Below are 16,496 nucleotides of genomic sequence, written 5' to 3'. Positions count from 1 at the left end.
AAGGCGCAAATGGCGTGCCAAACTCGCTTGGGTTCTCTGTCCGGTTCTAAGCTGGACACGCCGTTGAGGGGAGGTGTGTAGAATCCTATGTTGAACCCCATAGAGAATCTTCTAGGGCTGAGCCCGGCGGGCGGCACCGATGCGTAAGGTGGCGCATTGTCCGACCAGAATATCGTCACACCATCGTCTTCTGCGGCTAAAGTGCGATGTCCTGCGATCCAATCGGTCCCAATTTCAATAATGGTGCCGGAGCCTCGATCGAAAACGCCCTGGTATGTTGGGCCTAATCCAAACAGCTCTTTCCCCTCCGAAGTGAAGGTCAGTGCCTCAATGTCATTTATGGTGGCGGGCAGATTCGACAACTCTAGCGTGGCCAATACGTCCCCGGCAAATGTATTGAAGTCGTATTGTAATTGTGCTTCGCTTCTGGTCGAGATCGATGTAACCGCAACACTCGCAATCAGTACTCGCCGGATGCTGGTCCAATAGAATGATTCACTGCGGAGCATAGGCGTCATTGGTTCGCTCCTTTCTATTGTGGATGATTGTCGAAGCCTTGGCCTGGATTCGCCGGGAGCATGGCTGGGCCAAGCTCCCGGCGCGAGGATGCCACAATTTCTTCTCCTTTCATGAAGGATGCCGCCCCAATCAATTGGCATCGTCGAGGCTCTTTCACCGACTGAGCCGAACTCAATCGGCAGTGCGATTCACCGGCACGGACCTGCGAAGCCGTACCAGGACTCCCCCAACTGCGATCGCGCATAAAATTGCCGTCGATGGCTCCGGCACAGCGCTGGATGCGATAGCCCCGGGGCCGTGAGGCCAAACTTGAAAGTTAGACTTCCAGGGGTAGTTTGCGAGTTCTTCTTCGACGGTGCCAAAGCCCCTCAAAGCGCCTGCATAATTCATAAATGCTTCATCCGCGCCGATAAAGTTAAGGGGAGTATCATAATCGGCACCGAACAGAACGCCTGTCGCCAGGTCAGGAGGGCTGTTGGCCCCTTGTCCATTGTCACGTACCACAAAAGCCATCGTTGTTCCAATGTAGTTGGGATCGAAATCCCGCGTCACGGTGCCACTCAAGATCACCGTTTTTTCATCCATAAACTCCATCGCTTCGATACTAAAGTGTGATCCCCAAATCGTCGTTTGGTTATCTAGCCGGTACCAACTTTCTGCTTGCCCGTCAATGCTACCGTCCGGGCGAGTCCGTGCGGAGAATCCGTAGTGCCCACGTATGTCGAGGTCTCCTCTACTAAGCATTAAGACCCCCCCTCCACTTGCACTTTGCGCCAGCACACGATTAGCACATTCACAGTGCACTAAGCTGATTGCCATCGTTGCCCCCACCAGTAGGTGTCGCAGTCGCTCTGCGGATCGAGGGGGAGGGACTTTGAGGAGCAAATCGTGGCTACCTTTTGGCCTTGCCGGATCGGCCGGTCGCCGGCGTTTGCCACCTATTTGCGGTTTCCAAGCACTCATCGCATTTCCCTTTCAGGCGGCCTGCGTTACCATGGAAAAGGAGCAACGGACGCGCAGACCGTGCGCCCGTGGCCCATCTGTGGCCGGTGGGCGGTGCACTTTCCCGAGTGGTGCTCACCGGCCTGTTTGGTTTTGCAGTATCGACTCTACGCGGCTTCCGATGAATCGGAGGGTGCGTCTTCGTCGGGTTCCGCATTTTCGTCGACGGATTCGTTCATCTGTTCTAGCACTTCCCGCCAGCGGGCCACTTCCGTAGGTCGATCGATCTCATCGTAGACCGTTACCAGTTGTCTTGCGGCCCGCTGGACCGTAGGCTTCGCCGCTTCAGGATTGGAACAGAGTTCGTCGTAGGCCTGCCGAAGGTGCTCCTCGGCATCTATAAATCGACCGTGCTCGACCTGAAATTCGCCGTACCGCAACTCCGCGAGCGCGACTTGCAATTTCTTTGCGGGAAACTCCACTTCGGTAAACTTCTTCCTAAAAGCGATTCCGTCTTCGAACACTCTTTCGGCATCGTCGAATCTGCCTTGCTTCACTAGCATGTGCGCCAAGGTAAGCTCTAAATCCCGCCGCGACTTGGGCGGGTCGCGATAGTGATACCTCATCGCGCCGGCGCCGACCGGTGACGGAAAGGGCCTTTGCAGTATGCCGAGGCCTGACTTTAAGACATCAATCGCCTCCTCAGATCGACCAACCGCATCGAGCGCGATAGCTTTGGCCAGACATAGCTGAGAGGTGCGGAAGCGATGCGGCGCATCGATCGCAATCTTGGAGAACTCCAAACCTCTTTCGGCGGCGGCTAGGGCGCTTTCGAGCGCGTCCGTGTCGCCCGGGCTGCCGTGGACGACTGCTAATGCGTGCAGGTGTTGCGCGAACGGCGCGATTCCCTCGAGTTCCGACCAATGACTACTCAGCGGTTGGAGTTCTTGGTAGGCAGATTGCGCCTCGGCTGTCCTCCCCCACAAGTCGAGCGATCGTGCCACGTAAAACTCGGACAGAAAATCGAGTTCCGTGTCGTCGCCCGGCTCATCGTGAGCTGCTTTCACGGCCTCAAGAAAGCACTGATGCGCATCCGGGTAATTGTCGCGGTGGAGTTCGCACCATCCTCGCACCAACCAGCAGTTGCCCAGCGACTTCCAGGCCTCGTGTTTCCTACATATCGCGCCCAAATCTTGAAGCGTCTCATTGGCTTCGTTGTATTGTCCTGCACAGTGCAGGGCCTCAGCAAGCGCAAGCGCACACCCATGCGACCTTTCTTCATTGTCGTATCCAGCCGCCTGGTAGTATTCCCAACCTTCCCGGTAGGAATTGATCGCGCCCTGGATGTCACCGGCATGAAGCAGGATTTCACCTTGATAACGCAGCGTCGTCGCCGCCATAGGGTCGGTTGAACTATGGATTCTGCGACTTATCGCGACGCCTTCCTCCATCAAATCGATGGCCTCTTGGTGATCGTTGACGTCCATGTGGGAGAGGGAGAGCGCCATGTCGATCCGCGCGAAAATTTGTCGCTGGGAGCCTCCGGGAGGAGCGACTTTGTCGGCAATCTTCATAGCGCGGCGCCGCAACTCTTGCACCTTCAAGGGCTCCATCGGATCGTGGAACCAAGACAAGTGAAAGTATGCGTCTGCCGCTGCTTCCGTTTCGACGCCAAGATACTCATAGATTTGAACGGCTTTTTCCGCACGCAATTTCGTTGCCTGGAAGTCAAAGGTGTCCGGTTTGTCATTCCACTCCGTCTGGCTTGCCAGATCGACAAGCAAGTCGGCGTACTTTTCGTCGTATTCCCCGTAGCCTATTTCACTCTCGGCCAACTGTAGTGCCCGCAGTTGGTGTTCATAGGCGGCGTTCGGTTCGCCAATTTCTTGATACATCCGAGCGACGATGCGATGCAGTTCGATTTCTACATGCGGCCGGCCTTGCGCCCGCTCCTTCAAACTGCCGGACAAGCCGTCGAGGAGGTCTCGGACCGATCGCTCTCCGCTCGTTGTTTCCTGACCGTGAGGCGCGTCGAACATGCTTTGATAGAAACCAAGCAGTACCTCGTTAGCCTCCCGTCCTTGTTCAATTTCAGCGAGTCGCCGCTCCGCGATCCAGAAGCCAGCCACCGCACCAAGTCCTGCGGCAACTGCAAGTAATAATGCACTCGTTGTGGCGACTAGTGCCCGGTGTCTCCGCGTAAATTTACTGATTTGGTAAAGCACGCTGGCCGGCTTGGCTTGCACCGGTTCGTCACTGAGATAATGCTCGACATCATCAGCCAATTCCCCGGCGGACGCGTACCGTCGTGTGCGGTCCTTGTCCAAAGCCTTCATCACGATCCAATCGAGCTCGCCGCGGAGTTGGTGCGCCAATTGACGCGGCGCGATGCGATGTGTCTCGTTTAGTGTACTCGATGCGTCTGCGGCGAGCGTGTTGACCTGCGTGCTGGGACGTGGCGGTTCTTCTTCACGGATGATCCTTCGCAAGTCGTCGAACGAAGCATTCTCCAAACGCTCGCGGGAAAATGGGGTCGCACCGGTCAACAGTTCATACAGCAAGACCCCCAAGGAATACACGTCGCTACGCGTGTCGACATCGATCGGACGAAGCTCCGCCTGTTCGGGGCTCATGTACATCGGTGTGCCAATCAACTGGGCATACCGGGTCCGCAACGTTTGATCTGTTAGTCTCGTGCCGATGGCCTTGGCCACTCCGAAGTCAATGATCTTTGGTGTGGGCCGTCCATCCTGAATAGCGATCAAAATGTTCGATGGCTTTAGATCGCGATGAATTACCCCTTTCTGATGGGCATGCTGCACAGCCTGGCAAACGTTGACAAACAGCCCCAACCGATCTCGCGTGTCAAGCCGACAGGAATCGCAGTACTGTGTGATCGGAACTCCGTTTACGAGCTCCATGGCGAAGTACGGCTGGCCAGACTCGGTGACGCCGCCGTCGAAGACGTGGGCGATGTTCGGATGGTCCATCATCGCCAAAGCTTGCCGCTCCGCTTCAAACCGGGCGACGACTTCCTTGCTGGCCATGCCTGGGCGGATGACCTTTAAGGCTACTTGTCGTCGGATCGGCTCGGCCTGATCGGCGAGGTAAACGAGTCCCATCCCCCCCTCGCCGATCAGTTCTTTCACATCATAGCGTCCAATCGAGGTGCCCACAGCATCCGGCAGGTTAGTCTCCCTTTCGGCAATCAGGCCATCTCCATCGAGCATGGAATTGGGCTCAGCGAACGCGTCGAGTAGAGCCACCACCTGTTCGCGGAGGCGACCGTCTCCACGGCAAGCTCCGTCGAGGAACATCCCGCGTTCTTTGGGCGACTCGATCTCGATCGCCTCCAGGAAAATGTTTTTTGCTTCTTGGGCGGAAGAACGCATCGCCTAGCCCCTTTCGCACGGACGGCTCTGCAGGACAGTGCGAAAAACAACTGCCATTTGTGCCATCAAGTTAAAAGAAAGTCGCTATTAGCCAGATAACTCGGTGTCCGACCGTAGATGAAGCTGCAAGAAAGCCCTGGCGTAGTTCCAGTTGCGGTAAGCAGTGCGGCGAGAGATCCCCAGGCTTTCCGCCGCTTCGTCAATGTTTAGCCCGGCAAACAGGCGCAGCTTGGCCATCTCGCCCGCCGCCGCATCTGTTTCGAGGAGTTGAGTTATGGCTTCGTCGAGGGCGAGCAGGTCCTCGGGCGAGCGAGCGAGCGAGATCGCCGCGTCGACGAACTCGACTCGCTGCATTTCGCCACCGCGCTTTTGCGACTTCTTGTGCCGGGCGGAGTCGATCAAGATTCGTCGCATCGCCTCGGCAGCGGACTTGAAAAATTGACCTCGCGACTTCCAGTCGCTGTGACCTCCGGAGTCGACAAGCCGCAGATAGGCTTCATGCACCAGTGCGGTAGCTTGTAGCGTCTGCCCCGGGTTCTCGTGCGCGAGACGAACGGCGGCGAGCTGACGCAACTCGTCGTACACCAGCGGCAACAACTTCTCAGCCGCCGAGGGATCCCCCGTCTCCATCTGCGACAAGATGTGGGTCAAGTCGGCCATGCGGCCGATTATAGCAAATTACGTTTGACGGGAAGTCTGTTCTTCAATGGCGATCGATGGCAGAAATAGCATATCGACAAGGACGTTAATGCCCACCTGAGCGTCGATGCCACAATTAATAGCCACTGACGATCTCCCCTCCGGCTCGGGTCCCCAGCGCTTGATAGATTCGCGGCTCTGGAGAGCCGTTCCCCCAGCCCAAGGCATTCGCTATACGGTTCATTTCATTCTTGGTCGGATCGGCACTGTCAATCGTTTCGTCGATGAATCGGACGGAGCCATCTAGAAAGCAAAAATTGGCCCCGCCTGGGTGAAAGCTCGACGCGGCGCCAAAAGTCCGAACCGCATCGGGATAGTCTGTTGGTGACATACCCGCGTACTCGTGCGATTTGTTAATGGGGACCATTGTACTGAACATAATGCCTTGCGGGTGACCAAGGTACCAGGTTCCAAATCCTGATGTTGCTACAAGTGCCCGCTGCCGTTCCCCAAATACGAGAGTATTGCTTGCGCCGTCTGTGACCTCAGAGAGACGAACATCGCTGTCTACAACCCAGAAGACTCCATTTAGGTAATTCAGTTCTGGCTGTGGCGGCGGCCCCTTAGGAGCGAACGAGCCAATAGAGCCAACGTAGTTGGTAAATGTTGTAGTAAACTTGATGTTGTTCCACTCCGTTTCCAATGTGCGTTCGCCGTACTCCGAGGGGCATTGAAAGTATTTGACAACTGGTCTCCACGCAGGCAGGTTCTGGGTGTCATACCACCGTGCCTCAATGTCGATCGTGTCGAAAAGACTCTCCTGTTCCAAATGTGGCAACAGGTAGACTAGCATGCTAAAGTTGAACACGTCGGGTGGTGTATTTCGGAAGTCGTTGCCTTTTGGCAGAAGGCCGTGAACTGACTCATACGAACACACCGCGAGTCCCAGTTGCTTGAGATTGTTCTTGCAGTGCATTCTCCGCGCTGCTTCACGGGCGGATTGCACCGCCGGTAGCAGCAGAGCAATCAAGATTCCAATAATGGCAATAACCACTAAGAGTTCCACCAGAGTAAACGCCTGTCGAAACCGAGTCGGTGCCATGATGGGCCTCGCATTTCAGAAGAGTTCGGCGACCCCACGCGTTTCTTGAGAGCGACGCAACATCGCAAGTCTAACTCTGTCGCAGCCCCCTAACAATCAATTCTTCCCCGAATGAACAGATTAAGCCGCGCGCCACGGACGGCCATAACCCAGCAGAGGGGGCAGCGGTTCCAACAGCGTGCCACGTTAGTTCGTTCCTAACATTGCGAGATTGCCATGGGAACTGTGCCGGAGTTCCGAACAGAATTCGGAAAAATTCGTCCAACGCTGGCCAAACTACCGATTGTAGGCCATTCCTGTCCGGTGATCCCAAGGCAACAACACGGCTGAGGAGATGAAGACCGATGCGAGTTGTAGCGTTTCATTCGTAACGGAGGATGCATCGGCCGCTGCAAGTTCGCCCAATCGCCAACTCGCACCGATCGCCGTTTTCTCGACTAAAATGGAGGCATCTGTGCAGCTGGCGTAAGCTGCCTGATCTTACACCAGAGTGACAGGAGGTTCAGCAGGAGGCCGATTATGGCCATCGGCTGGTAGGACCTGGGATGGAAGCATGTGCCGTCGGCTGGGAGCCGTCACCATGTCCATCAGCTTTGAGTCCGTCGCCGCCAAGTATCTGGCTACCAAGAAGCTGTCGTCCGGCACCTGCAAGGAGTACCGGGGCACTGTCACCAAATGGACCGCCTGAGGGAAGGGGGTCGATGTCGACCAAACTGGCAGGGTTCACTTGCGGGACTTCCTCGACTGGGTCTACGAAAAGGCGACAGCGGACGGCGGGTCGAATGCCGGGCGTACGGCCAACAAGTCCCGCGAGAACTTGAGGGCGATTCTCTCATGGGCCTGGGAGCAAGACTTCCTGGAGAAACTTCCACGGCTCCCCAAGCCGAAGCCGCAGCGTGACGTCGCCGGACGGCACTACCTCACGAAAGCGGATCTGAACGCCCTCTACTTCGCCACCTACGAACTGGAGCGGCCGAGGGGCTGGAGGCAGCCGCTGACAGTCGGTCATTATTGGCGCACGGCCCTCGTTATCTTCTTCAACTACGGGGTCGACACCGGCACGGTCTTCAAGACTGCTGCATTCCACGAGCCTATTCTCTGGCGGCACGTCTGTTGGCGTCCCGAACCACCCAACGGGCAAGGCAAAGACTCACGATACGGCTGGCTGTACTACCGCCGCGTGAAGACCAAGAAGCAGTTCTATCGACCGATGAATCGGGTCGTGCAGGTGCACCTGAAGAACCTCCGGCGCGACGTGGTTGAGCCGGACCAACCGGTCTTCCATTGCGGCACCTCGCGGCCGAACGCGCAGTTTCAACGGCTCTGCACATTGGCAGGAGTGAAGCCGAAGCAGGATGTCGAGACCGGCGAGGAGAAGCCCTGGGTACTGAAGGACCTGCGGAAAACCTGCGCGACCTACTACGACGAGCACATGCCAGAGTCGAGCATCGAAATCCTAGGGCACTCCGTGGGTGGCGTGACTTACCGGCACTACGCCCACCGCGACCCGCTTGCCTTCAAGGCAATCATGTCGCTGCCCCAACCAACGGCGTTTACCGCGCTGGTACACGGGTTCGACGGCGAGTGCCCGTGCTGCCGCCGCAGATTCCGCCAGGCGTAGCACCTGGCCCGGGAGACGCCTCCCAGGTGGGCTATGGAGGTGCGTTAGGCAACGTCAGACTCTCGCGTGTTTTACGGGTCCCGAACTCGGCGAGACGGTGCAGTCGCGCGTTTTCGTGGCCAAGCTAATTCGCTTCGCCAAGTAGTCTAGCGGTCATCAGCGGGTATTTCGCCGAGGTCGCTTGCTGGTTCGCGGAGCGGCGCGATAATAGTCGAAAGTTATAGTCTTTCATTCAGAGGGGAATCGCATGTCCGCCGCCTTCCAGCTCAAGGTCACGCTCATTCACTCCAACCCACCGATCTGGCGACGGATTCTCGTTCCCGAAGGATCGCTCGACGACTTGCACGAGTGGATCCAGACGGCGATGGGCTGGGAGGACGCGCACCTGCACCGCTTCGAGATCCAGGGCAAGCAGTATGGCGACCCCCGGATGCTCGATGACGGATTTGGAGAGTCAAACGTGATCGACTCCTGCGATGTCGACCTGGCCGACCTATTCGATCGGCCGCGGCCCGTCAAGAAGTTCACTTACGAATACGACTTCGGCGACGGCTGGGTGCACGAGTTGGAATTTGAAGGAATCGTCGGTCCACCACGGGGCAAGAAGCCGCCTTGCTGTTTGGAGGGGGAGCGAGCCTGTCCGCCAGAAGACTGTGGCGGAGTGTGGGGCTACGCACACCTGCTGGACGTGCTCGCCGACCCAAAACATGAAGAGTACGAAGACTACGCCGAGTGGTTTCCAGAGGGGATCGACTCCGAAGCGTTTCGCCCTGCCGAAGCGACTAAAGTGATGCGGCGGGGCTTGCCGACTTAGCTGCGGAGGTGTCGCTGCCGCTGGGCCACCTCTGCGACTTTGCAAGGCGGCTAACTTGCTGAAGCTGGTCCACCCGACTGGATTTGCGGACCGCTCAAACTCGCTGATGTCGTGTTTCTTTCACAAGAAACCGAGCTCGGTCGGAGCCGAGGTACTTCACTGCCAGTTGGCAGAGTGGGCGTCACGAAAACGGGACTGGCTAGGCCCTTAGATCCTTTGGAACTTCGGCTAACACATTGTCCCCGAGCACATAGCTACTGCCGACGATTTCCGTATCCTGGTTTACCAAGTCGGGGAATCGTATCCCCGGCAATACCTCCACCGCGAAGATTTCTTGCACGCCCTCTTCAAAGCGGCAGAATCCCAAGGTCTCGCCGGTCTCGATATTCAGAACCCAGACGCCACAGGTTCGTTCTTCGACTTCCTTCAGCCGATCGACTAGTGGGATGTCACTGAACACGGCCGACTCGCGAACTTGTGAGAGTCCCACGAAGGCGAGCGGACCGTAGAAGCAGAGCCCGCGGGTGAAGCCAGGAAACTGGGCGATCGACTCGTACTTGCGGGTTTGCAAGTCGACCGTGCCGATGGTCCCCTCACCACTTTCCAACAGCCAGAGCTTGCCGTTGTACCAGCGGGGCGAGTGGGGCATCGACAAGCCACGGGTGATCACCTCGCCCGAGTCGACATCGATCAGGATTCCACCGTTGCGTTTATTTTCCCGCCAACCGCCCGGTTCGTCGGTCTCACCGAGCGCGGTCACGTAGCGGACCTGACTATCACAGACGGCCAAGCCGTTGAGGTGGCAGTTGTCACCGGGGACCAATTGCTGGATGAATCCGGGACGCCAAGTCGGCTCAAAGCTGTTCTCGTCGCTCCGCACCGCCAAGCAACTAAAGGCGGTGTTGACGAAAACCAGTTTATCGTCGGCCCAGGCCATTTCGTGAATTTGGACGTCGCCCGTACAGTGACTACGGCGGGGCAGGTAGCAGACGTCGTGTTTCGCTTCGGTCGATTGGTAGTCGTCCGAAGCGTCGAGCTTCTTGCAGACTGCTGGTACGTTATGAAACTCCCAGATATCGACGCTACAGCCGACCGCCAACCGGCCGCCCTCTCTGGCCAGCCCCATCGGTTTATTGAGGTTACGGAAGTGGGTGTTCAGAATACCCGCATCGTGGCGGAGGACGACCAGCTTGCCCGCCTGGTAGGTTGTCACTAGGAGCGATGCACCGATTTGATCCAACAGCTGTGGAAAACTCGTCGTGTGGACGCTCCGCAAGGGATCCTGCGATGAATCACTCATCGATTGCCCACAGCAGGATTTCGATTCCGCTGTCCTCGTCTAGATGCTTCTCCTCTTCGTAGCTGGTCGCAAATGCCTCATCCAGTACGTCGCTATCATCTGCTCTTGCGTTCTGCTGGTATCGCGTCCCTAGCAACAGCAATAGTGCCTGTTCATGGCTGTCTAAGATTGAGTTGTCACCTGCGAACTTACGTTGCCCAACAGGCGTCTCGCTTTTCGGTGAAGCAAACGGTGCACTTTGGCCTTGAGCGAATGGGGTGTCGGCATGGCGCGCTCCGCCAACGAAGCCGGAGTTGCTCGCCGTTGAGCGATCCTTCGCTGGCTCGTCAGCGTTGGACGACGAGATGGGAGTGCCTAGAAGTGACTGGGAGGAACTCCCTGCGGGATTGGATTCCAACGAAGAGCTTTCGCTCTCCGCATTTGAACTAATGGCCAGGACTGGAGCGACGAGATTTTCGCCGAAGTGGGAACGCCAGACTTGATAATCAGCGACATCGACCACTCCACTTCCATCACCGTCCGCTCCATTGTAATTGGCCACAGTAGCACCCAGATTATTCCGCCACACCGTGTAGTCGGCGAGGTTCACCCTATTGTCGAGGTTGTAGTCGCCGGGCAACTCCGGCGGTTCTAACGCCGGCGCTCCGGGGTCGGTGATTGTGCCGTTGGCCGTCAGATCGGCATCTCCCCGAGATCCATCCACAAAATGGAGAACGACGCGATCCGACAAAATTTGGGCACCCGTCGTGCCATCAAACAGGAATTCGTACCAGTGTGGGGCGGGATTACCCGGTTCGGGACCAAATTTGAAATAGGTTGACGGGGGTGACGCACCGGTGGGAAGCAACAGCTCGACGGTCGTCGCCTCTCCTGCGGTTACACCCGACAACTCAAATTCAAAAAAGCCGTAAGGGTAGGCAAAATCGGGTGCGGTCGAAGGCGCTGGGTTATCAGTGGTGGAAATGTTCTTCAAGGTCACCCCCACAGGGGCGACCAGAGTGACGAATTCTTGGGTCACGCTGTTCGGGAGCGATGTGACGTTTTCCTGTTGGCTGTCGGGTATGCCATCCTGATTGCCGTCTCCTCCGTTCGGGGCGCTGTCTTCCACCTCATCGCTGACCCCATCGGCGTCTGTGTCCACCTCAGAAAGCTGTAATTCAAACGCACCGATGTCAATGCGACCGTTCACAACGCGATCGAAACCAGCACCGCGCTGCTCGAACAGCGGCGTATCACCCACGCCTGCCATCGCAGCGGGATCGCCAACGTCCAAAGCCGGACTGCCGGCGAGCAACGCGTGCGTCTCGGTTGGTCCGCCGTTGTTAGCCAAGAGCCCCAGGTTGGCCGGCATGCCGATAATGTTATCGCCACCTATGAACGTTAGACCGATCTGCTCGATCAGGCTGAAGTTGACATCAAACGATCCACCCCCTTGGCGTATGTCATTCATGCCTCCGGTGGCGGTGTTTCCGGCTACGATCGAATTGGTGATCGCAAACGCACCACTGTCGTGCCAGATGCCGCCGCCGCTGGCATTCAACATTGCCGTACTATTTCCGCTGACCGTACTGTTGGTGATTGTTAGGTTGCGAAACACGGCGATCCCGCCGCCGACCGCATAACCACCCGTTGTTCTATTTCCGCTGACCGTGCTGTTAGTAAGCGTGACATCAACTCTTGCATAAATCCCGCCTCCAGGGGCGATCGCCACGTTCCCGCTCAACGTGCTATTGTTGAGCGTGACGCTGCGTTTGGATTCAATCCCGCCCCCACGGCTCGCCGCACTGTTTCCGCTGACCGTGCTGTCGGTGAGCGTGATGGAACCGTCGAATGAATAGATTCCGCCGCCTCGGTTCGATGAACTGTTCCCGCTGACCCTACTTTGGTTGAGCGCCGTATCACGTACGGAATAAATGCCACCACCATTGCTAGCGGAGCTGGTGCCTGCCGTACTGTTGCCGCTGACAGTGCTGCCGGTGAGGCTGGCACTAAAGGCAAACACCCCGCCTCCGCTGGCGCCGATACCTGAGGTGCTATTGTTGGATACCGTGCTGTCGGTCAGCGTGAGGTTGCGTGTGGAAAAAATCCCCCCGCCACGGCCGTAGTTACCCTCCGTGCCGTTTCCGCTAATGGTGCTCTGGTCGATGGTGAGGTTGCCGATCGTGAGTGAGCGAACGGCGCCGCCGCTGCCTAGACCGACTGAAGAGATACTGTCTACAACCGTCCGCCCGCCGGTGAGCGTAAGCCCGCTCAACGTAAAGTCACCCGTGGTGGCCGTAATATTGAAGATCCGGGACTGCTGCTGGCCGTCAATAGTCAGCACCGCTTGTCCAGGACCATCGATCGAAACCACTTCGCTGATACCGAATTCACCCAGACTCAGCAACATCGTTTGCGGCATGTCGAACACAGCGGCATCGAACGTGATTGTGTCGTCACCAATGCTGCCATTCGCCAGTCCGACCGCCTCTCGCAAGCTCAAGTTTCCGGCGCTGTAGTTGCCATCACTCTCGTCGATTGGTGTGTTGACGACGAGGTTTAAGCCCGCCACGGTTTGCCGTTCGTAGGCACCGATGTCAATCCGCGCACCAACTACCGCGTTGCCGTCGAATACGCGAATAAACGGCGCCCCACGTTGGTCGAACTCATTCGCGTCGAACAAGATCGACGGATCGCCTGCATCGAGTGCAGGGCTGTTGGCTGCCAGAGCATGTGTCCAAGTCGGTCCACCATTGTTTGCGAGCGGCCCCAATTTGGCCGATTGCCCGATGATGTTATCGCCGCCGGTGATCGTCAGACCCGTCTGCTGGATCAAGCTGAAGTTGACATCCAGCGGTCCACTGCCCGGGCGGATGTCATTCATTCCACCGCCAGCTGTGTTGCCGGCCACGATGGAATTGGCGATCATAATCAGATCGTTATCGTTCGAGATGCCACCGCCTTCGGCATTCAGGCTCGCCGCGCTATTTCCGCTGACAGTACTGTGCGTAATCGTGATGATGCCAGACGAAGAAATCCCTCCGCCGTAGGCGCTGCTGCCCGCCGTGCTGTTTCCGCTAACCGTGCTTTGCGTGAGCGAGACTGCGCCAGTGGCACGAATCCCCCCGCTGCGGGCAAAGTCGCCCGTCGTGCTATTTTCACTGACGGTGCTACCCGTAGCCGTCACGTTGCCAGATGAAAACAAACCGCCGCCGTCGGACAGTTCACCCGCCGTACTGTTGCCGCTAATTGTGCTGCCAAGGAATGTGACATCGCCAAACGAATAAATACCTCCGCCATCGGCAGATTCGCCCACCGTGTTATTTCCACGGACGGTGCTTTGGTCAATTGTCAAGGTGCCGGAGGTGAGTGAACGAATCGCTCCACCCGCGCCGAGGATACCGTCCACGATCGTCTGCCCGCCGGTCAGCGTTATTCCGGACAGGGTAAAATCGCCAGTGGTGGCCGTGATGTCGAAAATCCGCGACTGCTGCTGGGCGTCGATCGACAAGAGGTGCTGCCCGGGACCTTCGATCGTGACCTCTTCGCCGATTTCAATTTCGCCGAGAGTCAGCAACATCGTTTGCGGCGTGGCAAACACGACTGGATCGAACGTAATCGTGTCGGCGCCGATACTACTCCCTGTCAGGTGAACCACTTCTCGCAAGCTCAAATTGCCGGCGCTATAGACACCGTCATCTCCGTCGAGCGGTGTATCGACGACCAGAAAAGATGCGGGCAGGGTCTGGCGTTCGTAGGCGCCCATGTCGATCCGCAGGCCATTCATGCCGCCGTCAAAGACGCGAACAAACGGCGCCCCACGCTGATCATACTCCGCCGGATCGAAAGCAACAAAAGGAGAACCGGCGTCGATTGCCGGGCTGCCAGCTAGCAGGGCGTGCGTTTGAGTCGGGCCGACGTTGTTGGCCAGAGGCGCCAGATTGGCCGGCATCCCAATGATGTTGTCACCGCCGACAAACGTCAAACCAGTCTGCTCGATCAGGCTAAAGTTGACATTGAGCGTTCCCGTGCCTGGGTCGATGTCATCCATGCCGCCGACGGCCGTGTTGCCGGCTACGATCGAACCGACGATCACGAGTGAGTTGGTAAACGTCCTTATTCCGCCGCCGGTGGAATTTGAGCCTGCAGTGCTGTTTCCGCTGACCGTGCTTTGCGTGAGTGTGACGCCACTAGCTCGAATCCCGCCGCCGGTGGAATTTAAGCCTGCCGTGCTGTTTCCGCTGACCGTGCTACCTGTGGCCGTAACGCTGCCATTTGCTCGAATTCCGCCACCGTCGGAATTTATGTCTGCCGTGCTGTTTCCGCTGACCGTACTTTGCGTGAGTGTGACAGCGCCATGAGCTCGAATCCCGCCGCCTTTGGCAGTGTTGCCCGCAGTACTGTTTCCGCTGACCGTGCTTTGCGTGAGTGTGACGCCATGAGCTCGAATCCCGCCGCCTTCGGACAGATCACCCGCTGTGCTGTTTCCGCTGACCGTGCTTCCACCGAAAATCGTGCCAATGAGTGTAACATCTTGCTGGGAATAAATTCCCCCACCCTCGGCCGAGTCGCCGAGCGTTCTGTTTTCGCTCACGGTGCTGTTGGTGAGTGTGACGTTACCTCTGGCGAAAATTCCGCCTCCGTCGGAATTCATGCCTTCCGTTTCGTTTCCGCTGACGGTGCTGTTTGACAGCGTGACGTTGCCAAAGGCATAAATCCCGCCGCCGCCGGCATTTTGTCCGGTACCGGCAGTAAGTGTAGCGTTTCCGCTGACCGTGCTGTTGAAGACCTCTAGTTGGCCTCTGACATTCATCCCGCCGCCGCTGGCGCCGGCGCCGTTAGTATGGTTATTGCTTATCGTGCTCTGTATGAGCGTCGTGTGAGAAAGGGAGTAAATCCCGCCGCCCAGGGCAGTGTCGGCCAAGACATTGTTGGAACGAGTTGAATTTCCACTGACTGTGCTTTGAATGAGCGTAAGGGGGCCAGCAGAATAAATCCCGCCGCCGTGACCTGCGCCTTGGCCGGTGCCATCTTGCGGGTCGAATGACGTACGGTTACCAGTGATCGTGCTTTGGAAAATTAGGAGGGAGCCGGTCGTGAGCGAGCGAATTGCCCCGCCCCGACTTTGGGATATAGGATGCGTAGGGTTGTAGAGAACCAATCCGTCCGAAAGCGTGAGGCCGGCAATCGTAAAGTCGCCGGTGGTGGCCGTAATATCAAATATCCGCGATTTCGACTGGGCGTCGATCGTCAGCAGTTCTTGACCGGGACCTTTGATCTCGAGCGCTTCTTTGATTTCGATATCATCATTCAGACTCAACAAGATCGTCTGCGGCGTGCTGAACACCGCAGGGTCGAACACAATCGTATCTGGCCCTATGTCACCCATCTCGCCAAGATCGGTCACCGTGGGGCTATTGTTGTTGGCGGCGACAATGGCCTCACGCAAGGTGACCAGCCCGTCCCCGAACGTGACGTTATCCAGCGCGCTATTAACGGTGAGCATCGCCAACAGGCGGCGATCTTCTAGCGGCTCAAACCGCAAACCTCGATCTTTCCGAGCGGACTTCTTGTTTCCAACATTGCGCTGGCGGCTAAGCCAAGCGAAACGACGCATACGGGACATGATGATGTCTTTCCTGTCGGTCGAGCAGTCGTCGCAGCAAATACCTGCTGCTCATATTTCCGTCGCAGGCTGGCCCCGCAAAGTGTGGTGAGGCCGGGCTACGTCGTAGGCGATTCTCGAGGCTTCGAACTTGTTGGAGGAATCACACGCAACTTCTAAGTTATTTCTTGATGAAGCCTCGTTGGCTTCGTTCATCAGCGCATGCAAAAAGACGCTCGCGTGTTCTTCCACTTCGCACGACTTTTAAGTCACCTGAGGTGGAAGAAGACACGAGCGCCTTCTGGCAGATCAAATAAGATAAGAGTGTTGGAGAGCGAGTAGCTCGCTCCTGGGAGCAATACCTCCGATGGGTAGGGTTGTGTTATGGAAGATGCAACTCGCCGAGCCCCAATTGTCTCAAACATCATAGCAAGTAGCAATCACAAAAGGGTAAAAGCGTCCAAAACGCCTCGGCGAGTGCCTCCAGGGCCAAGTCCGAAAGATGAATGCGGGCCGAAATGCCTCGATCCAAAGACGCAGGCGTCCAGATTATGGATAGGCGTTTACGCATCTGCAGCCACCA

The 16,496-nt window shown here is 57.3% G+C and carries 9 protein-coding genes; 2 read left to right on the top strand and 7 right to left on the bottom strand.

Annotation, left to right across the window (positions count from 1 at the left end):
* The 5 genes from NG895_RS24490 to NG895_RS24470 all read right to left on the bottom strand — a co-directional run.
* A partial coding sequence (locus NG895_RS24490; protein ID WP_252855182.1) for a hypothetical protein occupies positions 1–518 on the bottom strand: 518 nt, incomplete at its 3' end.
* Between the two features lie 172 nt (positions 519–690).
* Entirely contained in the window at positions 691–1,113 is a 423-nt protein-coding gene (locus tag NG895_RS24485) for a hypothetical protein (protein ID WP_252855181.1), read from the bottom strand.
* 515 nt (positions 1,114–1,628) lie between these two features.
* Complete coding sequence (locus NG895_RS24480; RefSeq protein WP_252855180.1) at positions 1,629–4,853, bottom strand: serine/threonine protein kinase; 3,225 nt, start codon at positions 4,851–4,853, stop codon at positions 1,629–1,631.
* A gap of 87 nt (positions 4,854–4,940) precedes the next feature.
* Positions 4,941–5,513: an ECF-type sigma factor gene (locus tag NG895_RS24475; protein WP_252855179.1), complete on the bottom strand. Its 573-nt coding sequence runs from the start codon at positions 5,511–5,513 to the stop codon at positions 4,941–4,943.
* A gap of 115 nt (positions 5,514–5,628) precedes the next feature.
* Positions 5,629–6,594: a DUF1559 domain-containing protein gene (locus tag NG895_RS24470; RefSeq protein ID WP_252855178.1), complete on the bottom strand. Its 966-nt coding sequence runs from the start codon at positions 6,592–6,594 to the stop codon at positions 5,629–5,631.
* A 727-nt stretch (positions 6,595–7,321) separates the two neighbouring features.
* On the opposite strand from NG895_RS24470, the gene NG895_RS24465 reads away from it, so the two are divergent.
* Positions 7,322–8,215: a site-specific integrase gene (locus NG895_RS24465; RefSeq protein ID WP_252855177.1), complete on the top strand. Its 894-nt coding sequence runs from the start codon at positions 7,322–7,324 to the stop codon at positions 8,213–8,215.
* Between the two features lie 247 nt (positions 8,216–8,462).
* Complete coding sequence (locus NG895_RS24460) at positions 8,463–9,029, top strand: plasmid pRiA4b ORF-3 family protein (protein WP_252855176.1); 567 nt, start codon at positions 8,463–8,465, stop codon at positions 9,027–9,029.
* Positions 9,030–9,228: 199 nt separating this feature from the next.
* On the opposite strand, the gene NG895_RS24455 is transcribed toward NG895_RS24460, so the two are convergent.
* Positions 9,229–10,329 (bottom strand): TIGR03032 family protein, encoded by a 1,101-nt coding sequence (locus tag NG895_RS24455; RefSeq protein ID WP_252855175.1) that lies wholly within the window; start codon positions 10,327–10,329, stop codon positions 9,229–9,231.
* On the bottom strand, positions 10,322–15,934 hold the full coding sequence (locus NG895_RS24450; protein ID WP_252855174.1) for a choice-of-anchor Q domain-containing protein: 5,613 nt from the start codon (positions 15,932–15,934) through the stop codon (positions 10,322–10,324). Before NG895_RS24450 ends, NG895_RS24455 begins: the two co-directional genes overlap by 8 nt.
* Positions 15,935–16,496: the final 562 nt, after the last annotated feature.

This window comes from Aeoliella straminimaris (genome assembly GCF_024054565.1).
GTDB classification, from domain to species: Bacteria; Planctomycetota; Planctomycetia; order Pirellulales; family Lacipirellulaceae; genus Aeoliella; species Aeoliella straminimaris.
The sequence above is the reverse complement of the archived record's forward strand: the minus strand, read 5'-3'. Positions and strand labels throughout refer to the sequence as shown.